This window comes from Pectobacterium quasiaquaticum, from assembly GCF_014946775.2.
GTDB classification, from domain to species: Bacteria; Pseudomonadota; Gammaproteobacteria; order Enterobacterales; family Enterobacteriaceae; genus Pectobacterium; species Pectobacterium aquaticum.
This window is the reverse complement of sequence record NZ_CP065177.1, coordinates 2,659,544-2,680,500: the sequence shown is the minus strand read 5'-3', so window position 1 is coordinate 2,680,500 and position 20,957 is coordinate 2,659,544. Positions and strand designations below refer to the sequence as shown.

The following is a 20,957-nucleotide window of genomic DNA, read 5'->3' as shown; positions in this document are numbered from 1 at the left end:
CCCTTTCCAACGGAAAGGGCTGTGTACTGTTGATGCGTGTTGCGGCCTTATTTCTGGCGAACGCCTTCAACGGCAATAATCAGTTCTACATCCTGTGAAGCTGGCCCCAAATCGGTCGTAATGTTGAAGTCTTTCAACTTGATAGTGCCTTCGGCTTGGAATCCTGCACGATAGTTACCCCACGGGTCATCACCCTGACCGATGAGTTTGGCATCCAGCTTAACGGGCTTGGTGACGCCATTTAAGGTCAGGTTGCCGATAATATCGTAATCTTCACCGTCTCTCTTCACTTCAGTTGACGTAAACGTTGCTTGCGGATGCTTGGCAACGTTTAAAAATTCTGCACTGCGAAGGTGCTTGTCACGTTCAGCGTGGTTAGTGTCAACGCTGTTGGTATTGATAGTGACATTCACTTTCTCCGCTGATGGGTTTTTCTCATCAAAGGTAAAAGTGCCATCGAAGTCGTTAAAGCTGCCGTAAAGCCAGCTATAACCGAGGTGTTTAATGCGGAATTCGATAAACGCGTGCTGGCCTTCTTTATCGAACTTGTATTCTGCCGCCAGGGCAGAACCGGCAGAGGCAAGCATGGATACTGCTGTTAGGCTCAGTAGTGTTTTCTTCAGCATTGGTATTTCTCCATAAATCCAGAAAGTTAAGGAACGTTGCGACCCAACATCCGTTTCAACGTGTTATCACCATCGATAAAGTGGTGTTTTAATGCGGCTAAACCGTGCAGCGCTGATAAGGCAACCACCGCCCATGCAAGATAAAGATGCACGTCGCCTGCTATATCGGCCTGATCCGTCAAGCCGCTGACAATGGCCGGAACAGAAAACCAGCCAAAAACTGAGATGGAATGCCCTTCGGCAGTGGAAATGAGATATCCACTAATGAGAATGGCGAAAAGAATGACATAAAGCGCAATATGAGCCAGCGCCGCGCTGACGCGGGTTAATGTGGAGTAGCTTTTCAACGGTGGAGGTGGTGGGGAGATAAAACGCCATACCACGCGAAAGATTAAGATGGCAAATAACAGCACGCCAATCGCTTTATGAATCTCTGGGGCACGGTGATACCAAATATGGTAGTACCCTAATGTGACCATCCACAGTCCTAAAGCGAACATACCATAAACGGTTAACGCTGCAATCCAGTGCAAAAGAATGCTGATATGGCCATAACGAGAAGAGGTATTACGCCAAAGCATGGTGATAACTCCTTATCAGATCGGTAACGCAGTCAATTCGGCGAAATTTAACAGGAAGAAACATAAAATCAACATAAACTTTTAAATTGCAACATTATCATAGGCATGAACAATTTTTTTGAATTTAAATTCATAATTTATTCAGTTTGGTTATGGAAGTTCTTTGCTAGAAATAGATATTTCTGATGCCTGTTTTTAGTTGAAAGATAAATAAAGATGGCGGCTAATTAAACTAATTGTGCCGGAAGATACTCGATTAGTTGAGTAATGATGTAGTGGGTGATTATTGAGATAAAAACAACGGATATAAAATCAGGCGAGTGTGGTTTAATCTATCGATGCTATAAAAAGAAATGAGAACAAGCCTAAAATAACCACACCGCCAATAAAGCGGTGTGGTTATTAAAGCAACTGTTTTCAAAAAATAATTGGGTATTGAATATAATATTAATAACGCTATCAATTACTAATGTTTTCGATAATCACTGGCGTCACAGTCTGTTGATTCGATTTTTGCAATACCGGCTTCGAGTATGTATATCAGTTGCCTTGCAACATCGGTCGTTAGCCAAAGCGTCCGGTCTACATGTGTTTCATCTGGTGCTTGGTCCGAGGTGGATAAGTAGTGCAAACGGATCATCATGGCGTCATAACTGTCAACGGTACTGATGTCCCAACCTACAAGAGGATGTGTCTGAATAACTTCATTTTTTCTATCCATAAATACCCCTTATTGACTAGTTACTAACATGAGTGACTAACGAGGCTTCAGGTGGATCATTATTTTTAAACAAGCATTATCAGTATACTGTGACTTATTTAATTTATGGGAAGTATTTTCAATTTTTCGTAAAAAAAATTAGACAGGCAGGTATGACGAAGGGATAAGCGATGCGTCGGATAAAATATCGGGACAAATAGGCTTTCATCCCGAAGGCTTCGTTACAGGGCAGTTGAGCATTATTCTGCAGCAGGCCCTGAATTTTTTTCTAATGCGGCAGCAAGTCGGGCAAGGTATTTCTTCATTGCTGGATCATGATTTTCATTTTGAGACTCCAGTTTCAAATTGTGAATCATTAGCCTGTTGGCTTTCTCATCAAGGCAAAACGCCAAGAACGAAAAAGCGAGTTCCAGAGCATCGATCTTGCGTTGTTGCTCGCCAATCAGCTCCAGCAATTCCCCGAATGCCATTGCCGTTTCTGGTTTTTCTACCGTCATAACAGATATCCTCGGTCATAGCACATGACGAGATGCCGCTTTAAAGTGCCATTACAGCCTATAGCTTTAGATTAGTCTGCTGTAAACCAGTCATCTGCACTTTCCCACGTTTCCTGCAAGATTTCAGAGATACGATCTTTTTCTTCTTTGCCTGCTCCCATTACCGTCAGGCTGTTTGCGGCTGCATAACGAACCTGAATGGGTGTGTCAGGGTAAATTTTGTGAATACGTTTTTCCAGCTCATGCCTGAGTGCTTCGATGGCACCGGCGGGTAAAGGCGTTGTTTTTGCAAGAGTGATTTCTACGCGCATGCTGACCTCCAAATTTTAAACTGTTTATTTATACAGTTATTGTAAGTGAAGAACAAGACGTGCAATAAAATTTAGCCCATCGGCATAATGCGGATGGGCTTGTCGATTAACGGACTGACCAGTTGAGGCTTTGTCCAGCTAGGAAGGGGATTAGCGACTCGTCGCCGAGAGCGATTTCTTCTGGGAATGTGATGGTTTCACGATGCAGCTCAATCCAACTGTCGTTCACTGGCAGGCCATAAAAACGTGGGCCATTCAGGGAGCAAAATGCTTCGAGTTTATCCAGCGCGTTCATTTCTTCAAAAACGGTGGCGTATGTGCTTAATGCTGCCTGAGCATTGAACACACCAGCACAGCCGCAACTGGACTCTTTTCTGTGTTTTGCATGCGGCGCGGAGTCAGTGCCGAGGAAAAGGCGGTCACAGCCGCTAGCGACGGCTTCACGTAGCGCCTGCTGATGCGTATTGCGTTTTAAGATAGGCAGGCAATATAGGTGAGGGCGAACGCCACCAACCAGCATATGATTACGGTTAAACATCAGATGCTGCGGTGTAATGGTTGCGGCGAGATAATCATTACCTTCAACAACATACTGTGCGGCTTCTTTCGTCGTAATGTGCTCGAGGACGACTTTCAGCTCAGGGAACTGTTGGCGTAATGGTTCCAGCACCGTTTCGATGAAGCGTGTTTCTCGATCGAAAATATCAACGGCAGAGTCGGTCACTTCGCCGTGGATGAGTAACGGCATGCCAATCTTCTGCATTTGTTCCAGAATGCCAGAGATATTGGCGACGCTGGTGACCCCATGGCTGGAGTTTGTTGTGGCATTGGCTGGATAGAGCTTGGCTGCGGTAAAGACGCCTTGCTCAAAACCACTCACGACTTCGTTGACATCAAGAGCATCGGTTAGGTAGCACGTCATCAGCGGATGAAAATCATCACCCTGCGGGACCGCGGCTAAAATGCGCTGACGATACGCTATCGCGCTGGCTACGCTGGTAATCGGCGGCGTCAGGTTAGGCATAACAATCGCACGGCCAAAGAAACGACTGGTATAGGGGAGAACGGTTTCCAGCATCCGATCGTCACGCAGGTGAATGTGCCAATCGTCAGGGCGACGGATTTTAAGAATAGTGGGCTGTGCGGTCATGGAATTGCGCTCCGGCGGTCAGTAGAAAAACAGCATCTTTCGGTTGGTTTTGGGACTGATACGGCGGGGGATAAGGATAAGCGCAAAGCCATTTGAATGCATCCGTTTGTTGATGAATGCTTGAAATTAACCGTAGATTGGCATCTGATAGCATTATCTTTTCATTGATAAATAAGGGATGTATATGGAAATTCGTATTGTCGCTACCATTCAGGCAAAAGCAGAGTTCGTTGCAGATGTTACCGCAACGCTGAAACGCGTGGTGGCACCTAGCCGACAGGAAGCAGGTAATGTGCAGTATGATCTGCATGAAGTCGTGGATAAACCCGGTTCGTTTGTGTTTTTCGAGCGTTGGAAGAATCAAGATGCTGTGGCATCACATGGGCAGAGTGAGCACTTTAAACGCTTCTTGGTGGAACTGGATGGTAAAACGGATAGTGTAGATATTAAGACGTTGAGTTTTTTAAGCTAACGACAGTTTCTGAATAAAAAAGCACCCGCCAATTGGCGGGTGCTTGTCTATAGAAGCCTGAATTACTCGCTAACTGGCGTAGGCTTGGTTGCTGGCGCAGTTGACTGGTTAACTGCGGCATGGCCGCCTGCTGAGCCTTTCCCTGAGAACGGGTAGTCTGGACGTACCCAATCACTGTGTCGAGCAGGCTCTGCACGGTAGGCTGGCGCTGGTGCTTTTGTCATAGGCGCTGTCGCGTGGAGCTTATAACGAGGTTGCTCAGCAACGCTTGCTGCTTTTGTTACGCTCGATACAGACTTTTCCACAATCGGTTGTGCGCTGATAGCGGTTACCGGCGCAGCCTGAACGCTTTGTGGCAGGTTGGTTTCCTGTACTGCGGAAACCGCAGGGGTAGAAATTGGTTCTGCCACATCTACTTTCTCAGTTGCATCAGCGATGCTATCTGCCCGCTGTTCTTCTGCGACCGTTTCGGTAGCTACGTTTTCAGCCACTGTTTGTTCAGAAGCAACCGCGACAACGGTTTCTTCAGCGACCTGAGTCTCCACAGTATTTGCTTCTTCAACGGCATTCACGGCAACTGCAGCGATAGCATCGTCAATAGCGGTGTTCTCAGTCACTGGTTCGATGGTGATTTCTTCGCCTGCGGTATTCACCTCAGCATCCACTACATTGCTATCCTGGATGACGTCGGCAGACTGTGCTGTTGCGGTTACAGCGACTTCTTCCTGAAATACGGCTTCAGTAATCGCAACGTTTTCAACCACATTGGATTCCACTGCGTCTGCTTGTTCAGTCACGGCGGCTTCGATAACGGCTGGTAACAGCGGTGTTTCAATTGATGCAACATTCTCGTTCTGCTGCTGGTGTTCAGCCTGCTGTGGCCGTGCCAGAGGATAGCTAACCCACACTTTTCCTGATGACATTTCCGGTGATGCGGCAGCAAATTCCAACTGCATTGGTGACTGAGACGGGTAACGCTCATCACGATAGCGGCGACGGCGCTGGCCGCTGACGCGCAGGTGACGCGGCGAACGACGCGATCGACGCGGCATACCGCCATTCTCGGCATTGGTACGATTTGAATCGTTCTGCTCGTTATCGACCTCACTATGGTCTACCGCAGCGTCGTTTGGCTTGACGTAAGCTTGAGTCTGCTCGGATGCTTCAGCAACAGGCGATCTGTTATCAGAGAGGACATCCTGCTGAGTTTCAGACTGGACACGTACTTTCTGCGTCAACTGACGGCGTTGACGGCGTGGCATAACCTGAGTTGGTGTATCCTGCTCGGCTGCATTGTCATCAGAATCATCAATGACTGGCTGTGCTTTTGTCTCAGTCGGAGCCTGGCGACGTTCGTCTTGCCGACGACGCTGACGTTCAGCACGTGGTTCACGGCGCGGTTGTTCTTCCGAACCGACTTTCTCCACATTATCCGCAGTACGGGTTTCAACAATCGAGTCGTCGTTTTGTCGCTTATTCCGGCGCTGATCATCACGATTGTCACGATTGTCACGATTGTCACGAGAGCCACGGTCACGGCGATTATTACCCTGACGGCGTGGGTTACGGCGTTCAGAACGCTGGCCCTCCGTAGATTTATCTTCTTCCGCTTTCTTATCGTCAGCAGCACCCACTGTTTTTTCAACAGGTTCGGAAGCGAAGATACCTTTCAATGCGCTGAAGAAACGGCTAATGAGGCCTGGTTGAGCATCCTCTGCGGCTTTCGCTACAGCAGGAGCGTCTTTAGTAACTGGGGGCGTGGTTTCCTCTGGCATTTCAGCCATACTAAATGTTGCTAAAGCCGGTTGTTCAGGCTGTTTACGTTCGATCGTTTGTTCGTCTTGCAACTGCTGCGTTTCCGTTTCCAAACGCTGAGGCAGCAAATAGCTGAGCGTCGGTTTTTCTTCGCCTTTACGGACGCGAACAACGGAGTAGTGCGGTGTCTGCATACCATCGTGTGGCACGATGATCGCGCGCACGCCGCCTTGACGTTTCTCAATGGCGTTAACGGCATCACGTTTCTCGTTCAGCAGATAAGATGCAATCTGAACTGGAACAATCGCGTGGACTTCTTTGGTATTCTCTTTCAGCGCTTCTTCTTCGATCAGACGAAGAATAGACAGTGAAAGTGATTCATTATCACGAATCGTGCCTGTGCCGCTACAGCGTGGGCAAACGTGATGGCTGGATTCACCCAGTGAAGGGCTCAGGCGCTGACGCGACATTTCTAGCAAGCCAAAGCGAGAAATCCGGCCGATCTGAATACGCGCACGATCCTGACGTACAGAGTCGCGCAGGCGGTTTTCAACTTCACGCTGGTGACGAACTGGTGTCATATCGATGAAATCGATAACGATCAGTCCACCGAGGTCACGCAAGCGTAACTGGCGGGCAATTTCGTCTGCGGCTTCAAGGTTAGTATTGAACGCCGTTTCTTCAATATCACCACCGCGCGTCGCACGTGCGGAGTTGATATCAATCGCTGTTAGCGCTTCGGTTGTATCGATAACGATAGAGCCACCGGACGGCAGGCGAACTTCACGCTGGAAAGCCGATTCGATCTGTGATTCGATCTGATAGTGGCTGAAAAGCGGAATTTCACCACTGTACAATTTGATTTTGCTGCTGAAATCGGGGCGACCCAGTGCAGAAATATGTTCTTTTGCCAGATCGAGAACTTTTGGATTGTCGATCAGGATTTCGCCAATGTCTGGGCGCAGATAGTCACGGAAAGCGCGGACGATCACATTACTTTCCTGATGGATCAGGAACGGTGCAGGGCGGCCTTCGGCGGCTTTTTTGATCGCGTCCCAGTGTTTCAGACGGAAAGCCAGATCCCATTGCAGCGCTTCAGCGGATTTGCCCACACCAGCGGTACGAACAATGAGCCCCATGCCATCGGGCAGTTGCAACGATCCCAACGCTTCTTTGAGCTCGGTACGATCGTCACCTTCGATACGACGTGAAATACCGCCTGCACGAGGATTATTCGGCATTAAGACCAGATAACTGCCTGCCAGACTGATAAAGGTGGTCAGTGCAGCACCTTTGTTTCCTCGCTCTTCTTTGTCTACCTGAACAATGACTTCCTGACCTTCACGCAACACGTCTTTAATGTTAGGACGACCGTGGGAAGAATAGTTGCTAGGGAAGTATTCGCGGGCGATTTCTTTAAGAGGGAGGAAACCGTGTCTTTCAGCGCCGTAATCAACAAAAGCGGCTTCAAGGCTAGGTTCGATACGTGTGATTTTACCTTTGTAGATATTTGCTTTCTTCTGCTCATGACCTGGACTTTCGATATCCAAATCATACAGCCGTTGACCATCAACCAAGGCAACACGCAACTCTTCCTGCTGAGTTGCGTTAATTAACATTCTTTTCATCTTCAACTTACTCGTTATTTTTACTTACATTATTGATAGAGCTGCGGACAAAAGAACCGCATGACCGGAGTGAACCGATGGCCTCGTGGCTTATCGCAGGGACGTCAACCTCCCGGTTGTCGCCTGCATAGAGACGCATGTTTCGGTAGCCTGTGTTTCCTGATGGAAAACAGCGCATTTACTGAGGGAACAGCTTCTGAATAATGTCGCCAGATCTGATTCCATTTGCCGGCCAAGCTGCAATCCGCAGCCCGCTAACTGCTTGATTTCACATTACGTCTTACGCCATTGCTGCGTGTGTGCGTCATCAGGCAAATTTAATAATTCCGCAATTTCCCCTTGTTTTATCGGAAATCCGCGTGGGAAACGCAAAAGCATTATTCCACTGCTGATACCGTTATAGCAAGGTGACTTTGCCTGTCTGTATAAAGATAGTTCTGTTGTTATCACCAAAACGGACAGGGTTTGATGCTACAGTCCAACTCACCCGTCCACTTACTCGACAATGCAACAATATCTTCATAAGTCAGACACACAGTTAAGCACAGAAAAAGAAGTGGCGCTATCGGGTTGCTCTATTTAGAATCGCGCATCATGAAAACAGATAATCCTTCAGTACAATTTGTGACGATCTCCGCAGATGAAGCGGGGCAGCGCGTCGATAATTTTTTGCATACCCACTTAAAGGGTGTGCCTAAAAGCATGGTTTACCGTATCTTGCGAAAAGGTGAGGTAAGGATAAATAAGAAACGGGTCAAACCTGAGTATAAATTGCTCGATGGTGATGTCATCCGTATTCCGCCCGTTCGGCAGGCAGAACGCGATGAGACCCCTGTTTCTGCCAGTTTTGGTAAAGTGGCGGCGTTGGCCGATTGCATTATTTATGAGGATGACTACCTGTTGGTGCTGAATAAACCCTCGGGTACAGCCGTGCATGGTGGCAGTGGCTTGAGCTTCGGCGTGATTGAAGGGCTGCGTGCTTTACGCCCGGAAGCGCGTTTTCTGGAGTTAGTACACCGTCTCGATCGCGATACCTCTGGTGTTTTGCTGGTCGCAAAAAAACGCTCGGCCTTACGTTCTCTGCACGAACAACTGCGACTAAAAGGCATGCAAAAAGACTATCTGGCACTGGTTCGTGGGCAGTGGCAGTCGCATTGCAAGGTTGTTCAGGCACCGCTGTTGAAAAATATCCTGCAAAGCGGTGAGCGCATAGTTCGGGTAAACAGCGACGGTAAACCGTCAGAAACGCGCTTTAAAATAGAAGAACGGTTTGAACACGCGACGCTGGTGCGGGCGAGCCCTGTTACCGGACGTACGCATCAAATTCGTGTACACGCCCAATATGCTGGGCATCCGATAGCGTTCGATGATCGTTACGGCGATCGCGAGTTCGATAAGCAACTGGCGGACACGGGCTTAAAACGCCTCTTCCTGCATGCGCAGGCGCTACGTTTTGAACACCCGAACACGGGTGAGACACTGAGAGTCGAAGCCCCATTAGATAGCGGACTGCGTCGCTGTCTGCAGGTGCTGCGCAAGACAAAAGTATAACCACATATACCTATATACTTTTATCTGTCGGGATAGCCTCTTCATCGGGCTATCCCGATTTACTTTACATCGTCAGCGGATTTACTCCTTCCTTTTGTAGCATCTGCGTTAGCGCGATCAATGGCAATCCAATGAGCGTATTAGGATCGCGCCCAGATAGTCGTTCAAAGAGAGTAATACCCAATCCTTCGCTTTTAAAGCTACCTGCGCAGTTCCATGGCTGTTCTTTCTCCAGATAACCGTCAATTTCCGCTTCCGTTAGCATACGGAAATGTACGTCAAATGGCTCTGCGAGGCTTTGTATTTCCTGGGTCGCGCTATTGAAGAGTGCTAAACCCGTAAAGAAGGAAACACACTTTCCGCTGGCCTGCTGTAACTGGCGTGTTGCGTTACCCTTATTATGTGGTTTTCCTGTTATGGCGTTTTCCAGAACGCAAACCTGATCGGAACCGATAATCAGGTGATTGGGGTAGTGCGCGGCCAGTGTTTGCGCTTTGCTCTCAGCAAGACGGATCACGAGATCGACAGCATTTTCTCCGGGGTGAGGGGTTTCATCGATGTCTGGCGATGCGCAAACAAAGGGGATAGCCAGCTTTTCTAACAAGGATTTGCGGTAAGGTGATGTTGAAGCGAGAACAATCTGCTGCATAATTTTTTGATAAACCGTAGCGTAATGATGAAAGGCATTTTAAACTGTGCGCCGCTCTGGAAGCGAATATTGGTGAAAGGTGGTGCATCACTGCCTTTTTCTTTGACTCTATGTCGTTACGACGTTAATATGCGCGCCCTATGCAAAAGGTAAAATTACCCTTAACCCTTGATGCGGTCCGCACTGCTCAAAAGCGTTTAGATTACGTTGGTATCTATTCAGCTGAACAAGTAGAGCGTGTTGCCGAATCCGTGGTGAGTGTGGATAGTGATGTTCAGGCCTCTTTATCTTTCAATATCGATAATCAGCGTCTGGCGGTGATTGACGGTAACGCTGAGGTTACTGTCACTTTGATGTGTCAGCGTTGCGGAAAGCCGTTTGAACATCAAGTCCATGCGACATTCTGTTTCAGCCCGGTCGTCAATGATGAGCAGGCCGAAGCGTTACCGGAAGCGTATGAGCCGATCGGCGTTGATGGTTTTGGCGAAGTCGATCTGCTGGCAATGATTGAAGATGAAATTATTCTGATGTTGCCTATCGCCCCGGTGCATGATTCTGAACACTGTGAAGTGTCCGAAGCGGATATGGTATTTGGTCAACTGCCTGCAGAGGCGGAAAAACCAAATCCATTTGCCGTATTAGCCAGTTTAAAGCATAAGCAATAAGGAGTAAGGTCCATGGCCGTACAACAAAACAAACCTAGCCGTTCCAAACGTGGTATGCGTCGTTCACATGATGCGTTGACTACCGCTTCTGTATCCGTAGATAAAGTTTCTGGCGAAACTCACCTGCGTCACCACATCACTGCGGATGGTTATTACCGCGGTCGCAAGGTCATTGCTAAATAATTCTTGCGAATTATTTGCAAGGCAATACCTTGACACGCCTAACTCTGGCGTTAGATGCGATGGGCGGGGATTTTGGTCCCTGCGTAACAGTGCCTGCTGCATTGCAGGCACTGGCTTCTAATCCAGCTCTCAATTTGTTATTAGTCGGCGATCCTGCTGCGATTACTCCATTACTTGCCAAAGTCGATTCTGATTTACTTTCCCGTTTAGAGATTGTTCCGGCGGAGTCGGTTATTGCTAGTGATGCGAGGCCGTCGCAGGCTATTCGTGCGAGCCGTGGTACTTCAATGCGCATAGCGCTTGAGTTGATTAAAGACGGTAGGGCACAGGCCTGTGTGAGCGCTGGTAATACGGGTGCGCTTATGGGGCTAGCCAAGCTCCTGATTAAGCCACTGGACGGAATTGAGCGACCCGCATTGGTGTCAGTATTACCTCACCAGCAACACGGAAAGACAGTTGTGTTGGATCTGGGGGCGAATGTTGACTGTGACAGCACGATGCTGGTTCAGTTTGCCGTGATGGGCTCAGTGATGGCAGAAGAAGTGCTGGGACTGACAAATCCTCGTGTCGCGTTGTTGAATATCGGTGAAGAAGAAAGCAAAGGGCTGAGCACTATCCGTGAAGCAGCGGCACAGTTAAAAGAGGCACCATCAATAAATTATATCGGTTATCTGGAAGGCAACGATCTGCTGACTGGAAAAACGGATGTGATGGTCTGTGACGGCTTTGTGGGCAATGTCACCCTGAAAACGGTGGAAGGCGTGGTAAGGATGTTCCTTTCACTGCTGAAATCTCCTGCTTCAGGGCCTGGGCAAAAACAAAAGCAATCCTGGTGGTTGAAGTGGCTAGGGCGTTTGTTACAAAAACGCTTATCAAAGCGTTTCGGTCACTTGAATCCCGATCAATATAATGGCGCATGCCTGCTAGGGTTACGGGGAATTGTAATCAAAAGCCATGGTGCAGCAAACCAGAGAGCGTTTGCGGTTGCTATTGAACAGGCAATGCAGACGGTACAGCGGCAGCTTCCTGAACGGATTGCCGCTCGTCTAGAAGCGGTATTACCCAAGAGTGATTAAGCGTACATGTATACAAAAATAATCGGAACGGGCAGCTACCTGCCTGAAGAAATCAGGACGAACGCTGATTTAGAAAAGAGGGTGGAAACGACTGACGAGTGGATCGTCACACGTACTGGAATCCGTGAGCGCCGTATTGCTGCGCCAGATGAAAACGTGGCGACCATGGGATACCGTGCTGCGCAAAAAGCGCTGGAAATGGCGAATGTCGATCCTTCTGAAGTCGGTCTTCTGATTGTTGCTACAACATCATCAAGCCATGCTTTTCCTAGTTCAGCCTGTCAGGTTCAGCAACTGCTAGGGATCAAAGATACGATTGCCTTCGATCTGGCCGCTGCGTGTGCTGGGTTTACCTACGCGCTGAGCGTTGCCGATCAATATGTTAAAAATGGTGCGGTGAAGTACGCACTGGTGATCGGTTCTGATACATTGTCTCGTACATTGGATCCTGAGGATCGCGGCACGCTGATTTTGTTCGGTGATGGTGCGGGTGCTGTCCTGTTAACGCCGTCAGAGCAACCGGGTATTCTTTCTACCCATCTTCATGCCGATGGACGTTATGGCGAATTGCTAACGTTGCCACATCAGGATCGTAATCATACGGATGCGCCTGCTTATCTGACGATGGCGGGTAATGAAGTCTTTAAAGTGGCAGTGACTGAACTGGCACATATCGTTGAAGAAACGCTGCAAGCGGCTCAACTGGATAAAAGTGAATTAGACTGGCTGGTGCCTCACCAAGCTAACCTGCGCATCATTAGCGCCACGGCGAAAAAGCTGGGTATGGGGATGGACAAGGTGGTTGTGACGCTGGATCGTCACGGTAATACCTCCGCAGCTTCTGTGCCTTCAGCGCTTGATGAAGCGGTGCGCGATGGGCGTATTAAACCAGGGCAATTAGTGCTGCTTGAAGCCTTCGGTGGTGGTTTTACGTGGGGTTCCGCGCTGGTTCGTTTTTAATTAAACAGGATTGTGATATGACGCAATTTGCAATGGTGTTCCCAGGTCAGGGATCGCAGACGGTAGGGATGTTAGCTGAACTTGCAGCAGAATACCCGATCGTCACCGAAACGTTTGCTCAGGCTTCTGAAGCGTTAGGTTATGACTTGTGGCAGCTTACCCAGCAAGGGCCGGCTGAAGAGTTGAATAAAACCTGGCAGACGCAGCCTGCATTACTGACCGCTTCTGTTGCTATCTGGCGCGTTTGGCAGCAGCAGGGCGGCAAAACACCTGCGTTGATGTCTGGTCATAGCCTTGGTGAGTATTCGGCATTGGTTTGTGCGGGTGTTCTGGATTTCCAACAGGCTGTTCGTCTGGTCGAATTGCGTGGCAAACTGATGCAGGAAGCGGTGCCGGAAGGCACGGGTGCGATGTATGCCATTATCGGGCTTGATAACGATGCCATTGCTAAAGCGTGTGAAGAATCCGCGCATGGACAAGTGGTGTCTCCGGTAAACTTCAATTCACCGGGTCAGGTGGTGATCGCGGGCAATAAGGACGCCGTTGAGCGTGCTGGTGCTGCGTGTAAAGCGGCGGGTGCGAAGCGTGCGCTGCCGCTGCCTGTCAGCGTACCGTCACACTGTGCACTGATGGAGCCGGCAGCGAAGAAACTCGCTGTCGCACTGGAATCCGTGACGTTTAATGCTCCGGTCATCCCCGTTGTTAATAATGTTGATGCTCGTATCGAAACCACGCCGGAAGCCATTCGCGATGCGCTGGTACGCCAGCTTCATTGCCCAGTACGCTGGACTGACTGTGTTGAATTTATGGCTTCTCAGGGCATTGAGTCGCTGTTAGAAGTCGGGCCGGGTAAAGTATTGACTGGCTTAACCAAACGAATCGTTGATACCCTGATAGCAGCTGCGGTGAACGATCCTGCTTCTCTATCAGCGGCGATTGAGAAATAAGAACGGAGAAAACAATGAGTTTTGAGGGGAAAATTGCACTGGTTACTGGTGCAAGCCGTGGTATTGGGCGTGCCATCGCCGAGACGTTGGTTGCCCGCGGGGCAAAAGTCATTGGTACCGCAACCAGCGAAAAAGGTGCTGAAGCTATTAGCGGCTGGCTGGGTGAGAACGGTAAAGGTTATATGCTGAATGTTGCTAATGCAGCATCAGTAGAAAGCGTATTAGCAGAAATTCGCGCAGAATTCGGGGAAATTGATATTCTTATCAATAACGCGGGCATCACCCGTGATAACCTGCTGATGCGTATGAAAGATGATGAGTGGCACGATATTCTGGATACCAATTTAACGTCGGTATTCCGCATGTCTAAAGCAGTGATGCGTGCCATGATGAAGAAACGTTTTGGCCGGATCATTACCATCGGTTCCGTTGTTGGAACAATGGGCAATGCAGGACAAGCTAACTACGCGGCAGCGAAGGCGGGACTGATTGGCTTCAGTAAATCCCTCGCGCGTGAAGTGGCTTCTCGTGGTATTACGGTCAACGTTGTCGCGCCTGGTTTTATCGAAACAGATATGACTCAGGCATTGACAGAAGAACAGCGAGCAGGCATTTTGACGTCGGTTCCAGCTAACCGACTTGGTGATGCTAAAGAAATCGCCAGTGCTGTTGTATTTTTAGCCTCTGATGAAGCTGCTTACATTACTGGCGAAACATTGCATGTCAATGGCGGCATGTATATGATCTAAAAAGCTCGAAAATTATTTGCATTATTTGCGGTGATAACCGCAAAATAGCACAAAATCGTGGTTCAACCAGCCGAGATTTTGTTGCATCTTTTCAAACATTTTATACACTACGAAAACCATCGCGAAAGCGAGTTTTGATAGGAAATTTAAGAGTATGAGCACTATCGAAGAACGCGTTAAGAAAATCATCGTTGAACAGCTTGGTGTTAAGCAGGAAGAAGTCGTAAACAATGCTTCTTTCGTTGATGACCTCGGCGCTGATTCTCTTGACACTGTTGAGCTGGTAATGGCTCTGGAAGAAGAATTTGATACTGAGATTCCAGACGAAGAAGCTGAAAAAATCACGACTGTTCAAGCAGCCATTGATTTCATTCAGGCTAACCAGCAGTAAGCGAACATATCTAGGCGGTCATTCGACCGCCTAAGTTTTTTTGTCCCGCAGTGTCTTTTTTCTTTCCCTCCCTGGAGGATAAGCGTGTCTAAGCGTCGAGTAGTTGTGACCGGACTGGGCATGTTATCTCCTGTCGGCAATACAGTTGAGTCTACCTGGAGTGCTCTTCTTGCCGGTCAGAGTGGTATCAGCCTGATCGACCATTTCGATACTAGTGCCTACGCAACGCGTTTTGCTGGCTTAGTAAAGGATTTTAATTCTGAAGAATTCATTTCGCGTAAAGAAGCTCGCAAAATGGATGCCTTTATTCAATACGGTGTTGCTGCTGGCGTTCAGGCTATGCAGGACTCCGGTTTGGAAGTAACGGAAGAGAACGCCCCGCGTATCGGTGCGGCGATTGGTTCCGGCATCGGCGGTCTGGGTCTTATTGAAGAGAACCATACTGCGCTGGTGAACGGTGGCCCGCGTAAAATCAGTCCGTTCTTCGTGCCGTCAACCATCGTCAATATGGTGGCTGGGCATCTTACTATTATGTACGGACTGCGTGGCCCGAGCATCTCTATCGCTACGGCCTGTACGTCTGGCGTGCACAATATTGGTCAGGCCGCTCGCATTATTGCTTACAACGATGCGGATGTGATGTTGGCCGGTGGTGCAGAAAAAGCCAGTACGCCATTGGGCGTCGGTGGATTCGGTGCCGCTCGTGCGTTGTCTACGCGCAACGACGATCCTCAGGCGGCAAGCCGTCCGTGGGATAAAGATCGTGACGGTTTTGTACTGGGTGACGGTGCTGGCCTCATGGTGCTGGAAGAGTATGAACACGCGAAAAAGCGCGGTGCGAAAATCTATGCAGAAATTGTTGGATTTGGCATGAGCAGCGACGCGTATCATATGACGTCTCCGCCGGAGAACGGTTCTGGTGCTGCGCTGGCGATGGAAAACGCGCTGCGTGACGCGGGTCTGTCAACGAGCCAGATCGGTTATATCAACGCGCATGGCACCTCTACGCCTGCGGGTGATAAAGCTGAAACACAGGCAGTGAAATCCGTATTTGGTGCAGACGCCAGCAATGTGCTGGTGAGTTCGACAAAATCCATGACGGGTCACTTGCTCGGTGCGGCAGGCGCGGTAGAGTCTATTTTCAGTATTCTTGCTCTGCGCGATCAGGCTGTCCCGCCAACGCTCAATCTGGACAATCCAGATGAAGGCTGCGATTTGGATTTCGTGCCGCATGAGGCGCGTCAGGTCAGCAACCTGGAATACGTACTCTGCAACTCTTTCGGCTTCGGTGGAACCAACGGTTCTCTGATCTTCCGTAAAGTTTGATTGCGATAGCGTTTTAAAAAACCCGGTCTCCGGGTTTTTTTTTGCCTGCGTAAAATCAGACACGCCTGCTTGTCTGCAACGCCGCTTTGCTGGCAAGCTGACGACGATGAATGACGCGGAGTTTATTATGCTGTGGATTAATGGTCAGTTACAGGAACAGCTTTCGGTACTCGATCGGGGTACACAGTATGGTGACGGCTGTTTTACGACAGCCAGAGTATGCGATGGCGAGATTGTCTGGCTTGATCGACACGTCGCGCGTCTGCAACAGGCCGCTACGCGCTTATTATTTCCGACGCTTAGTTGGGAAAGTCTGCTCGCTGAAATGAAACAGGCAGCACTGGGACGAGCGGACGGCGTAGTGAAAGTGATGCTCACGCGGGGTGTCGGTGGGCGTGGCTATAGTCCCCAAGGCTGCACGCAGCCAACCCGAGTCGTCATGCAGGTAAGCTATCCTGCGCACTATGCCGGCTGGCGTGAGCAGGGTATTAGCCTGAATCTTAGCCCTGTGGCGCTAGCTAAAAATCCGCTGCTGGCGGGAATAAAGCATCTGAATCGGCTCGAACAAGTGCTGATCCGCGCGCATCTTGACCAGACCTCAGCCGATGAGACCCTCGTGCTTGACACCTCTAGTGCGCTAGTGGAATGCTGTGCCGCGAATTTATTCTGGCGTAAAGGGCTCCGGGTCTATACGCCGGATTTATCCGAATCAGGAGTGGATGGTGTTGCTCGACAGCATATTATTGCCTTGCTGGCAGATTCTGATTTCGAGCTACAGATCGTCAGAGAACCCTTGACTGCATTGTCCGATGCGGACGAAGTGCTGGTTTGTAATGCATTAATGCCGATCGTCCCTGTGAACCAGGCGCACATCTGGCGTTATCACTCCCGAGAGCTTTATCAATTCCTAAGTCCTGACTGCTAGTAGATGGTTGATTTATGAAGAAAAAGAAAATTGGTTTGCTGATTATCACTGCCGTTGTGCTGATATTACTGGTCGCATGGCAGAAAATGCAGCGTTTTGCTGATTCTCCATTGGCTATCGAAAAGGAAACTATCTTTACGCTTCCGGCTGGTACAGGAAGAGAAGGGCTGGAAACGCTGCTTCTCGATCAGAAAATTATTACTGATGACACATTTTTTCCGTGGCTGCTGCGTTTCGAGCCTGAATTGGCAAAATTCAAGGCGGGTACGTATCGCTTGACTTCGGGCATGACCGTGCGCGAGATGCTGGCGCTGCTGTCCAGCGGAAAAGAAGCGCAATTTTCCATCCGTTTTGTTGAAGGTTCACGTTTGAAAGAGTGGCTGGTCACGCTGCAACAAGCACCTTATATCAAGCATTCACTGGCCGATAAAACCGAACAGGACATCGCCACCCAGTTGGAAATCAAAGATAAGCCGAACCTGGAAGGCTGGTTTTATCCTGATACGTATTCATACACGGCAGGTACGAGCGATATTGCCCTGTTGCAGCGTGCGCATCAGCGCATGAAAAAAACGGTGGATGAGGTTTGGAAAGGGCGCGAAGAAGGATTGCCGTATAAGACATCGGACGAATTGCTGACGATGGCATCAATCATTGAAAAAGAAACGGCCATCAATGAAGAACGTACTCAGGTCGCTTCCGTTTTTATCAATCGGTTACGGCTTGGCATGCGCTTGCAAACCGACCCCACTGTGATTTATGGCATGGGGGATGACTATAAAGGCGTGATAACCCGTAAAGCATTAGACACACCGACGCCTTACAATACCTATATTATTTTCGGCTTGCCGCCTACGCCAATTGCGATGCCGGGAAAAGCCTCATTGGATGCGGCTGCGCATCCTGCCAAAACGTCATACCTGTATTTTGTGGCGGATGGAAAAGGCGGACACAGTTTTACCACTAACCTTGCAGACCATAATCGTGCTGTGAGGGTATACCGCTCAGCGTTAAAGGAACGGGATGAACAGTAAATTTATCGTCATTGAAGGATTGGAAGGCGCAGGGAAGACCACCGCACGTAATATCGTCGTGGAAACGTTGCGGTCACATGGTGTGAAAGACGTGGTGTTCACGCGAGAGCCAGGTGGTACGCCGCTGGCAGAGAAACTGCGTGAGCTTATCAAGCAAGGTATAGCCGATGAGAAGGTCACCGACAAAGCAGAAGTCCTGATGTTATACGCGGCCAGAGTACAGTTGGTGGATAACGTCATCAAACCGGCGCTGGCGAATGGAAACTGGGTCATTGGCGATCGTCACGATCTCTCTTCACAGGCTTATCAGGGCGGTGGACGTGGGATCGATCAGCAACTTCTCCGCTCATTGCGCGATACGGTACTCGGTGATTTTCGCCCTGACCTGACGCTCTATCTTGATTTGCCGCCAGCCATCGGCTTGCAGCGCGCGCGTCAGCGCGGCGAGCTGGATCGGATTGAGCAGGAGTCGCTGGCTTTCTTTGATCGCACCCGTTCCCGCTATCAGGAACTGGCGGCGGAGGATGACAGCATCCTGACGATCGATGCCTCACAGCCTATTGATGCCGTTAGCGCGGATATTCAGGCAGCACTACAGCAGTGGTTGCAGCAACAAGGGTTGCAGCCTGTTGCGCAGGGGCAGGGTTGATGGATTGGTATCCGTGGCTGAATGCATCCTATCGACAGCTTATTGGCCAATATCAGGCGGGCAGGGGGCATCATGCGGTGTTGCTGCATGCGCTGCTGGGCATGGGCGATGAGTCGCTGATTTATGCGCTGAGCCGTTGGCTGATCTGCCAGCAGCCTGATGGGATGAAAAGCTGCGGCAAGTGTCACTCTTGTAACCTGATGACCGCAGGAACGCATCCAGACTGGCATGTGCTGAGCCCAGAGAAAGGCAAGCAAAGTCTGGGTGTTGATCCGGTGCGTGATGTCGTGGAAAAAGTGTATCAACACTCCCGACAAGGCGGCGCAAAAGTGATCTGGCTGGCTGCCGCTGAGCAACTGACAGAGGCTGCCGCCAATGCGCTGCTGAAAACGCTGGAAGAACCGCCGCAGAATACCTTCTTTTTATTTGGCTGCCGTGAACCAGCCCGTCTGTTGGCAACATTGCGCAGCCGTTGCCTGTATCACTATCTGGATGTCCCGAGTGAGACACAGAGCGTGCTGTGGCTGAATGCTCGCCATCGCCATGACAGCAAGGCATTGCGCACGGCATTGAGATTGCAATCGGGCGCGCCGCTAGCCGCCGAGGCATTATTGCAGCCAGAGCGTTGGAAACAGCGTAGCGCGCTGTGTCAGGCGTTCTCTGCTGCGCTGGCTTCGCGAGATCAGCTCTCGTTGATACCGCAGCTAAATCATGACGATGCTGATGTTCGTATTCACTGGGTGGCCGCGCTACTGCTGGATGCCATGAAATGGCAGCAGGCTGCGAATGAGCATTTAGTGAATCAGGATCAGATTGAACTGGTTGAGCGTCTGGCGCGCGAACCTTCCGCACATTTGCAGTATGAGTTGCAACAGTGGCTGGCTTGTCGGCAAAAATTGCTGACCGTCACGGGTGTGAACCGGGAACTGCTGCTAACGGAACGCCTGCTTGATGGGGAACGCACGTTTGCGTCGTCGGTTAAGCGCGACAGCCATCCTTTTTCTATTTAATTACTATCGAGTAAATATCATGCTGTTAGTGGATTCCCACTGTCATCTTGACGGTCTGGATTATGAGTCATTGCATAAAGACGTCTCCGACGTGCTGGATAAAGCGAAAAGCCGTGATGTCGGTTTCCTGTTGGCGGTGGCGACAACGCTGCCCGGCTATCGTGCCATGGTGGAGTTAATCGGCGAGCGCGATAACGTGGCGTTTTCCTGCGGCGTTCATCCGCTTAATCAGGAAGCCCCTTATGATTATGCCGAGCTGCGTGAGCTAGCCAGCGCCAGTCGCGTGGTGGCGATGGGGGAAACGGGTCTGGATTATTTCTATCAGCAAGAGACGAAAGCCCAGCAGCAAGAATCTTTTCGTGAACATATTCGTATAGGCAATGACCTGAACAAGCCGGTCATCGTGCATACGCGTGCCGCCCGTGAAGATACGTTGGCGATTCTGCGTGAGGAACAGGCGGAGAAATGCAGCGGCGTTCTGCACTGCTTTACCGAGGATTTAGTGACGGCGAAAGCGCTGTTGGATATGGGATTCTATATCTCGTTTTCTGGCATCGTCACGTTCCGTAATGCAGAGGAACTGCGTGACGTTGCTCGCTATGTGCCGCTGGATCGGATGCTGATTGAGACGGATTCCCCTTGGCTCGCGCCGGTTCCGTTCCGAGGTCAGGAAAACCAGCCTGCGTATGTGCGCGATGTAGCAGAATATCTCGCTGTACTGAAAGGCACATCGTTGGAAACCCTCGCTGCCGCCACGACAGAAAATTTCTCCCATCTGTTTCACATCGACCCGGTTCGGTTGACCGCCGCGCAATAGTGGCTGAAAATAGCCGAGTTTTTTTTATCCGTGTAATTAATAGCGCTTCATCATCCCCTTGATTAGGTTTTTCCTCTTCAGGGGGACGTGTTTTTCAGCGATATATCACAAGAAAGTGCAATATCTGTTCGATCTCAGCTTTTTGGCTTGTGGAAACGTGATAGCAATCAAACATTGTGAACGCTATTTATTTTACTCTGCGTAAAAATTAAAGGGGGCTAAGACACCCCAACTCGCAAAGGCCGTCCTCCCCGTCTTTGCTTATATGAAGTATCAGAAGTAAA

Annotated in this window: 23 protein-coding genes; 15 read left to right on the top strand and 8 right to left on the bottom strand. The window is 49.7% G+C overall.

The window, feature by feature from the left end; translation table 11 throughout:
- Positions 1-47: 47 nt before the first annotated feature.
- From IG609_RS12275 to pyrC, 6 genes are all read right to left on the bottom strand, one after another.
- On the bottom strand, positions 48-623 hold the full coding sequence (locus IG609_RS12275; protein WP_193397167.1) for a YceI family protein: 576 nt from the start codon (positions 621-623) through the stop codon (positions 48-50).
- Positions 624-652: 29 nt separating this feature from the next.
- Positions 653-1,207 (bottom strand): cytochrome b, encoded by a 555-nt coding sequence (locus tag IG609_RS12270; protein ID WP_193397140.1) that lies wholly within the window; start codon positions 1,205-1,207, stop codon positions 653-655.
- 466 nt (positions 1,208-1,673) lie between these two features.
- A complete protein-coding gene (gene bssS, locus IG609_RS12265; RefSeq protein WP_193397139.1) occupies positions 1,674-1,928 on the bottom strand; it encodes a biofilm formation regulator BssS in 255 nt (84 codons plus the stop codon).
- 239 nt (positions 1,929-2,167) lie between these two features.
- Positions 2,168-2,425 (bottom strand): hypothetical protein, encoded by a 258-nt coding sequence (locus IG609_RS12260; RefSeq protein ID WP_193397138.1) that lies wholly within the window; start codon positions 2,423-2,425, stop codon positions 2,168-2,170.
- A gap of 71 nt (positions 2,426-2,496) precedes the next feature.
- On the bottom strand, positions 2,497-2,736 hold the full coding sequence (gene dinI / locus IG609_RS12255; protein ID WP_116155755.1) for a DNA damage-inducible protein I: 240 nt from the start codon (positions 2,734-2,736) through the stop codon (positions 2,497-2,499).
- A 106-nt stretch (positions 2,737-2,842) separates the two neighbouring features.
- A complete protein-coding gene (gene pyrC / locus IG609_RS12250) occupies positions 2,843-3,886 on the bottom strand; it encodes a dihydroorotase (protein ID WP_193397137.1) in 1,044 nt (347 codons plus the stop codon).
- Between the two features lie 184 nt (positions 3,887-4,070).
- On the opposite strand from pyrC, the gene IG609_RS12245 reads away from it, so the two are divergent.
- Positions 4,071-4,358 carry a putative quinol monooxygenase gene (locus IG609_RS12245; protein ID WP_193397136.1) on the top strand — a complete coding sequence of 96 codons (288 nt, stop codon included), beginning with the start codon at positions 4,071-4,073 and terminating at the stop codon, positions 4,356-4,358.
- A gap of 62 nt (positions 4,359-4,420) precedes the next feature.
- Here IG609_RS12245 and rne read toward each other — a convergent pair whose 3' ends face one another.
- Entirely contained in the window at positions 4,421-7,741 is a 3,321-nt protein-coding gene (gene rne / locus IG609_RS12240) for a ribonuclease E (RefSeq protein ID WP_193397135.1), read from the bottom strand.
- A gap of 594 nt (positions 7,742-8,335) precedes the next feature.
- Here rne and rluC point away from each other — a divergent pair.
- Complete coding sequence (rluC, locus tag IG609_RS12235; RefSeq protein WP_193397134.1) at positions 8,336-9,292, top strand: 23S rRNA pseudouridine(955/2504/2580) synthase RluC; 957 nt, start codon at positions 8,336-8,338, stop codon at positions 9,290-9,292.
- 64 nt (positions 9,293-9,356) lie between these two features.
- On the opposite strand, the gene IG609_RS12230 is transcribed toward rluC, so the two are convergent.
- The gene (locus IG609_RS12230) at positions 9,357-9,941 is read right to left on the bottom strand and encodes a Maf family protein (RefSeq protein ID WP_193397133.1); all 585 of its coding nucleotides are present in this window, start codon (positions 9,939-9,941) and stop codon (positions 9,357-9,359) included.
- Positions 9,942-10,081: 140 nt separating this feature from the next.
- Between IG609_RS12230 and yceD the strand changes: the two genes are divergently transcribed.
- From yceD to IG609_RS12165, 13 genes are all read left to right on the top strand, one after another.
- Entirely contained in the window at positions 10,082-10,606 is a 525-nt protein-coding gene (yceD, locus tag IG609_RS12225) for a 23S rRNA accumulation protein YceD (RefSeq protein ID WP_193397132.1), read from the top strand.
- Between the two features lie 12 nt (positions 10,607-10,618).
- Entirely contained in the window at positions 10,619-10,789 is a 171-nt protein-coding gene (rpmF, locus tag IG609_RS12220; RefSeq protein WP_005970518.1) for a 50S ribosomal protein L32, read from the top strand.
- Between the two features lie 29 nt (positions 10,790-10,818).
- Positions 10,819-11,865: a phosphate acyltransferase PlsX gene (gene plsX, locus IG609_RS12215; protein WP_193397131.1), complete on the top strand. Its 1,047-nt coding sequence runs from the start codon at positions 10,819-10,821 to the stop codon at positions 11,863-11,865.
- A 6-nt stretch (positions 11,866-11,871) separates the two neighbouring features.
- Positions 11,872-12,825 (top strand): beta-ketoacyl-ACP synthase III, encoded by a 954-nt coding sequence (locus IG609_RS12210; protein ID WP_193397130.1) that lies wholly within the window; start codon positions 11,872-11,874, stop codon positions 12,823-12,825.
- A gap of 17 nt (positions 12,826-12,842) precedes the next feature.
- Positions 12,843-13,772 (top strand): ACP S-malonyltransferase, encoded by a 930-nt coding sequence (fabD, locus tag IG609_RS12205; RefSeq protein ID WP_193397129.1) that lies wholly within the window; start codon positions 12,843-12,845, stop codon positions 13,770-13,772.
- A gap of 14 nt (positions 13,773-13,786) precedes the next feature.
- Positions 13,787-14,521: a 3-oxoacyl-ACP reductase FabG gene (gene fabG / locus IG609_RS12200; RefSeq protein WP_193397128.1), complete on the top strand. Its 735-nt coding sequence runs from the start codon at positions 13,787-13,789 to the stop codon at positions 14,519-14,521.
- Positions 14,522-14,675: 154 nt separating this feature from the next.
- A complete protein-coding gene (gene acpP / locus IG609_RS12195) occupies positions 14,676-14,912 on the top strand; it encodes an acyl carrier protein (protein WP_005970506.1) in 237 nt (78 codons plus the stop codon).
- An 84-nt stretch (positions 14,913-14,996) separates the two neighbouring features.
- A complete protein-coding gene (fabF, locus tag IG609_RS12190; RefSeq protein WP_039525977.1) occupies positions 14,997-16,238 on the top strand; it encodes a beta-ketoacyl-ACP synthase II in 1,242 nt (413 codons plus the stop codon).
- Positions 16,239-16,365: 127 nt separating this feature from the next.
- A complete protein-coding gene (pabC, locus tag IG609_RS12185; RefSeq protein ID WP_193397127.1) occupies positions 16,366-17,163 on the top strand; it encodes an aminodeoxychorismate lyase in 798 nt (265 codons plus the stop codon).
- Between the two features lie 14 nt (positions 17,164-17,177).
- Positions 17,178-18,197 carry an endolytic transglycosylase MltG gene (mltG, locus tag IG609_RS12180; protein WP_193397126.1) on the top strand — a complete coding sequence of 340 codons (1,020 nt, stop codon included), beginning with the start codon at positions 17,178-17,180 and terminating at the stop codon, positions 18,195-18,197.
- On the top strand, positions 18,187-18,846 hold the full coding sequence (gene tmk / locus IG609_RS12175) for a dTMP kinase (protein WP_193397125.1): 660 nt from the start codon (positions 18,187-18,189) through the stop codon (positions 18,844-18,846). The genes mltG and tmk overlap by 11 nt, the downstream gene beginning before the upstream one ends.
- Positions 18,846-19,856, top strand: coding sequence for a DNA polymerase III subunit delta' (holB, locus tag IG609_RS12170; RefSeq protein ID WP_193397124.1), 1,011 nt, complete (start codon positions 18,846-18,848; stop codon positions 19,854-19,856). Before tmk ends, holB begins: the two co-directional genes overlap by 1 nt.
- Before the next feature lie 19 nt (positions 19,857-19,875).
- Positions 19,876-20,673: a metal-dependent hydrolase gene (locus IG609_RS12165; protein WP_193397123.1), complete on the top strand. Its 798-nt coding sequence runs from the start codon at positions 19,876-19,878 to the stop codon at positions 20,671-20,673.
- Positions 20,674-20,957: the final 284 nt, after the last annotated feature.

Bases quoted from the DNA above. Each gene is read 5' to 3' on its own strand.
- IG609_RS12270 (WP_193397140.1), bottom strand. From the start codon at position 1,207: ATGCTTTGGCGTAATACCTCTTCTCGTTATGGCCATATCAGCATTCTT.
- bssS (WP_193397139.1), bottom strand. From the start codon at position 1,928: ATGGATAGAAAAAATGAAGTTATTCAGACACATCCTCTTGTAGGTTGG.
- IG609_RS12260 (WP_193397138.1), bottom strand. From the start codon at position 2,425: ATGACGGTAGAAAAACCAGAAACGGCAATGGCATTCGGGGAATTGCTG.
- dinI (WP_116155755.1), bottom strand. From the start codon at position 2,736: ATGCGCGTAGAAATCACTCTTGCAAAAACAACGCCTTTACCCGCCGGT.
- pyrC (WP_193397137.1), bottom strand. From the start codon at position 3,886: ATGACCGCACAGCCCACTATTCTTAAAATCCGTCGCCCTGACGATTGG.
- IG609_RS12245 (WP_193397136.1), top strand. From the start codon at position 4,071: ATGGAAATTCGTATTGTCGCTACCATTCAGGCAAAAGCAGAGTTCGTT.
- rne (WP_193397135.1), bottom strand. From the start codon at position 7,741: ATGAAAAGAATGTTAATTAACGCAACTCAGCAGGAAGAGTTGCGTGTT.
- rluC (WP_193397134.1), top strand. From the start codon at position 8,336: ATGAAAACAGATAATCCTTCAGTACAATTTGTGACGATCTCCGCAGAT.
- IG609_RS12230 (WP_193397133.1), bottom strand. From the start codon at position 9,941: ATGCAGCAGATTGTTCTCGCTTCAACATCACCTTACCGCAAATCCTTG.
- yceD (WP_193397132.1), top strand. From the start codon at position 10,082: ATGCAAAAGGTAAAATTACCCTTAACCCTTGATGCGGTCCGCACTGCT.
- rpmF (WP_005970518.1), top strand. From the start codon at position 10,619: ATGGCCGTACAACAAAACAAACCTAGCCGTTCCAAACGTGGTATGCGT.
- IG609_RS12210 (WP_193397130.1), top strand. From the start codon at position 11,872: ATGTATACAAAAATAATCGGAACGGGCAGCTACCTGCCTGAAGAAATC.
- fabD (WP_193397129.1), top strand. From the start codon at position 12,843: ATGACGCAATTTGCAATGGTGTTCCCAGGTCAGGGATCGCAGACGGTA.
- fabG (WP_193397128.1), top strand. From the start codon at position 13,787: ATGAGTTTTGAGGGGAAAATTGCACTGGTTACTGGTGCAAGCCGTGGT.
- acpP (WP_005970506.1), top strand. From the start codon at position 14,676: ATGAGCACTATCGAAGAACGCGTTAAGAAAATCATCGTTGAACAGCTT.
- pabC (WP_193397127.1), top strand. From the start codon at position 16,366: ATGCTGTGGATTAATGGTCAGTTACAGGAACAGCTTTCGGTACTCGAT.
- mltG (WP_193397126.1), top strand. From the start codon at position 17,178: ATGAAGAAAAAGAAAATTGGTTTGCTGATTATCACTGCCGTTGTGCTG.
- tmk (WP_193397125.1), top strand. From the start codon at position 18,187: ATGAACAGTAAATTTATCGTCATTGAAGGATTGGAAGGCGCAGGGAAG.
- holB (WP_193397124.1), top strand. From the start codon at position 18,846: ATGGATTGGTATCCGTGGCTGAATGCATCCTATCGACAGCTTATTGGC.
- IG609_RS12165 (WP_193397123.1), top strand. From the start codon at position 19,876: ATGCTGTTAGTGGATTCCCACTGTCATCTTGACGGTCTGGATTATGAG.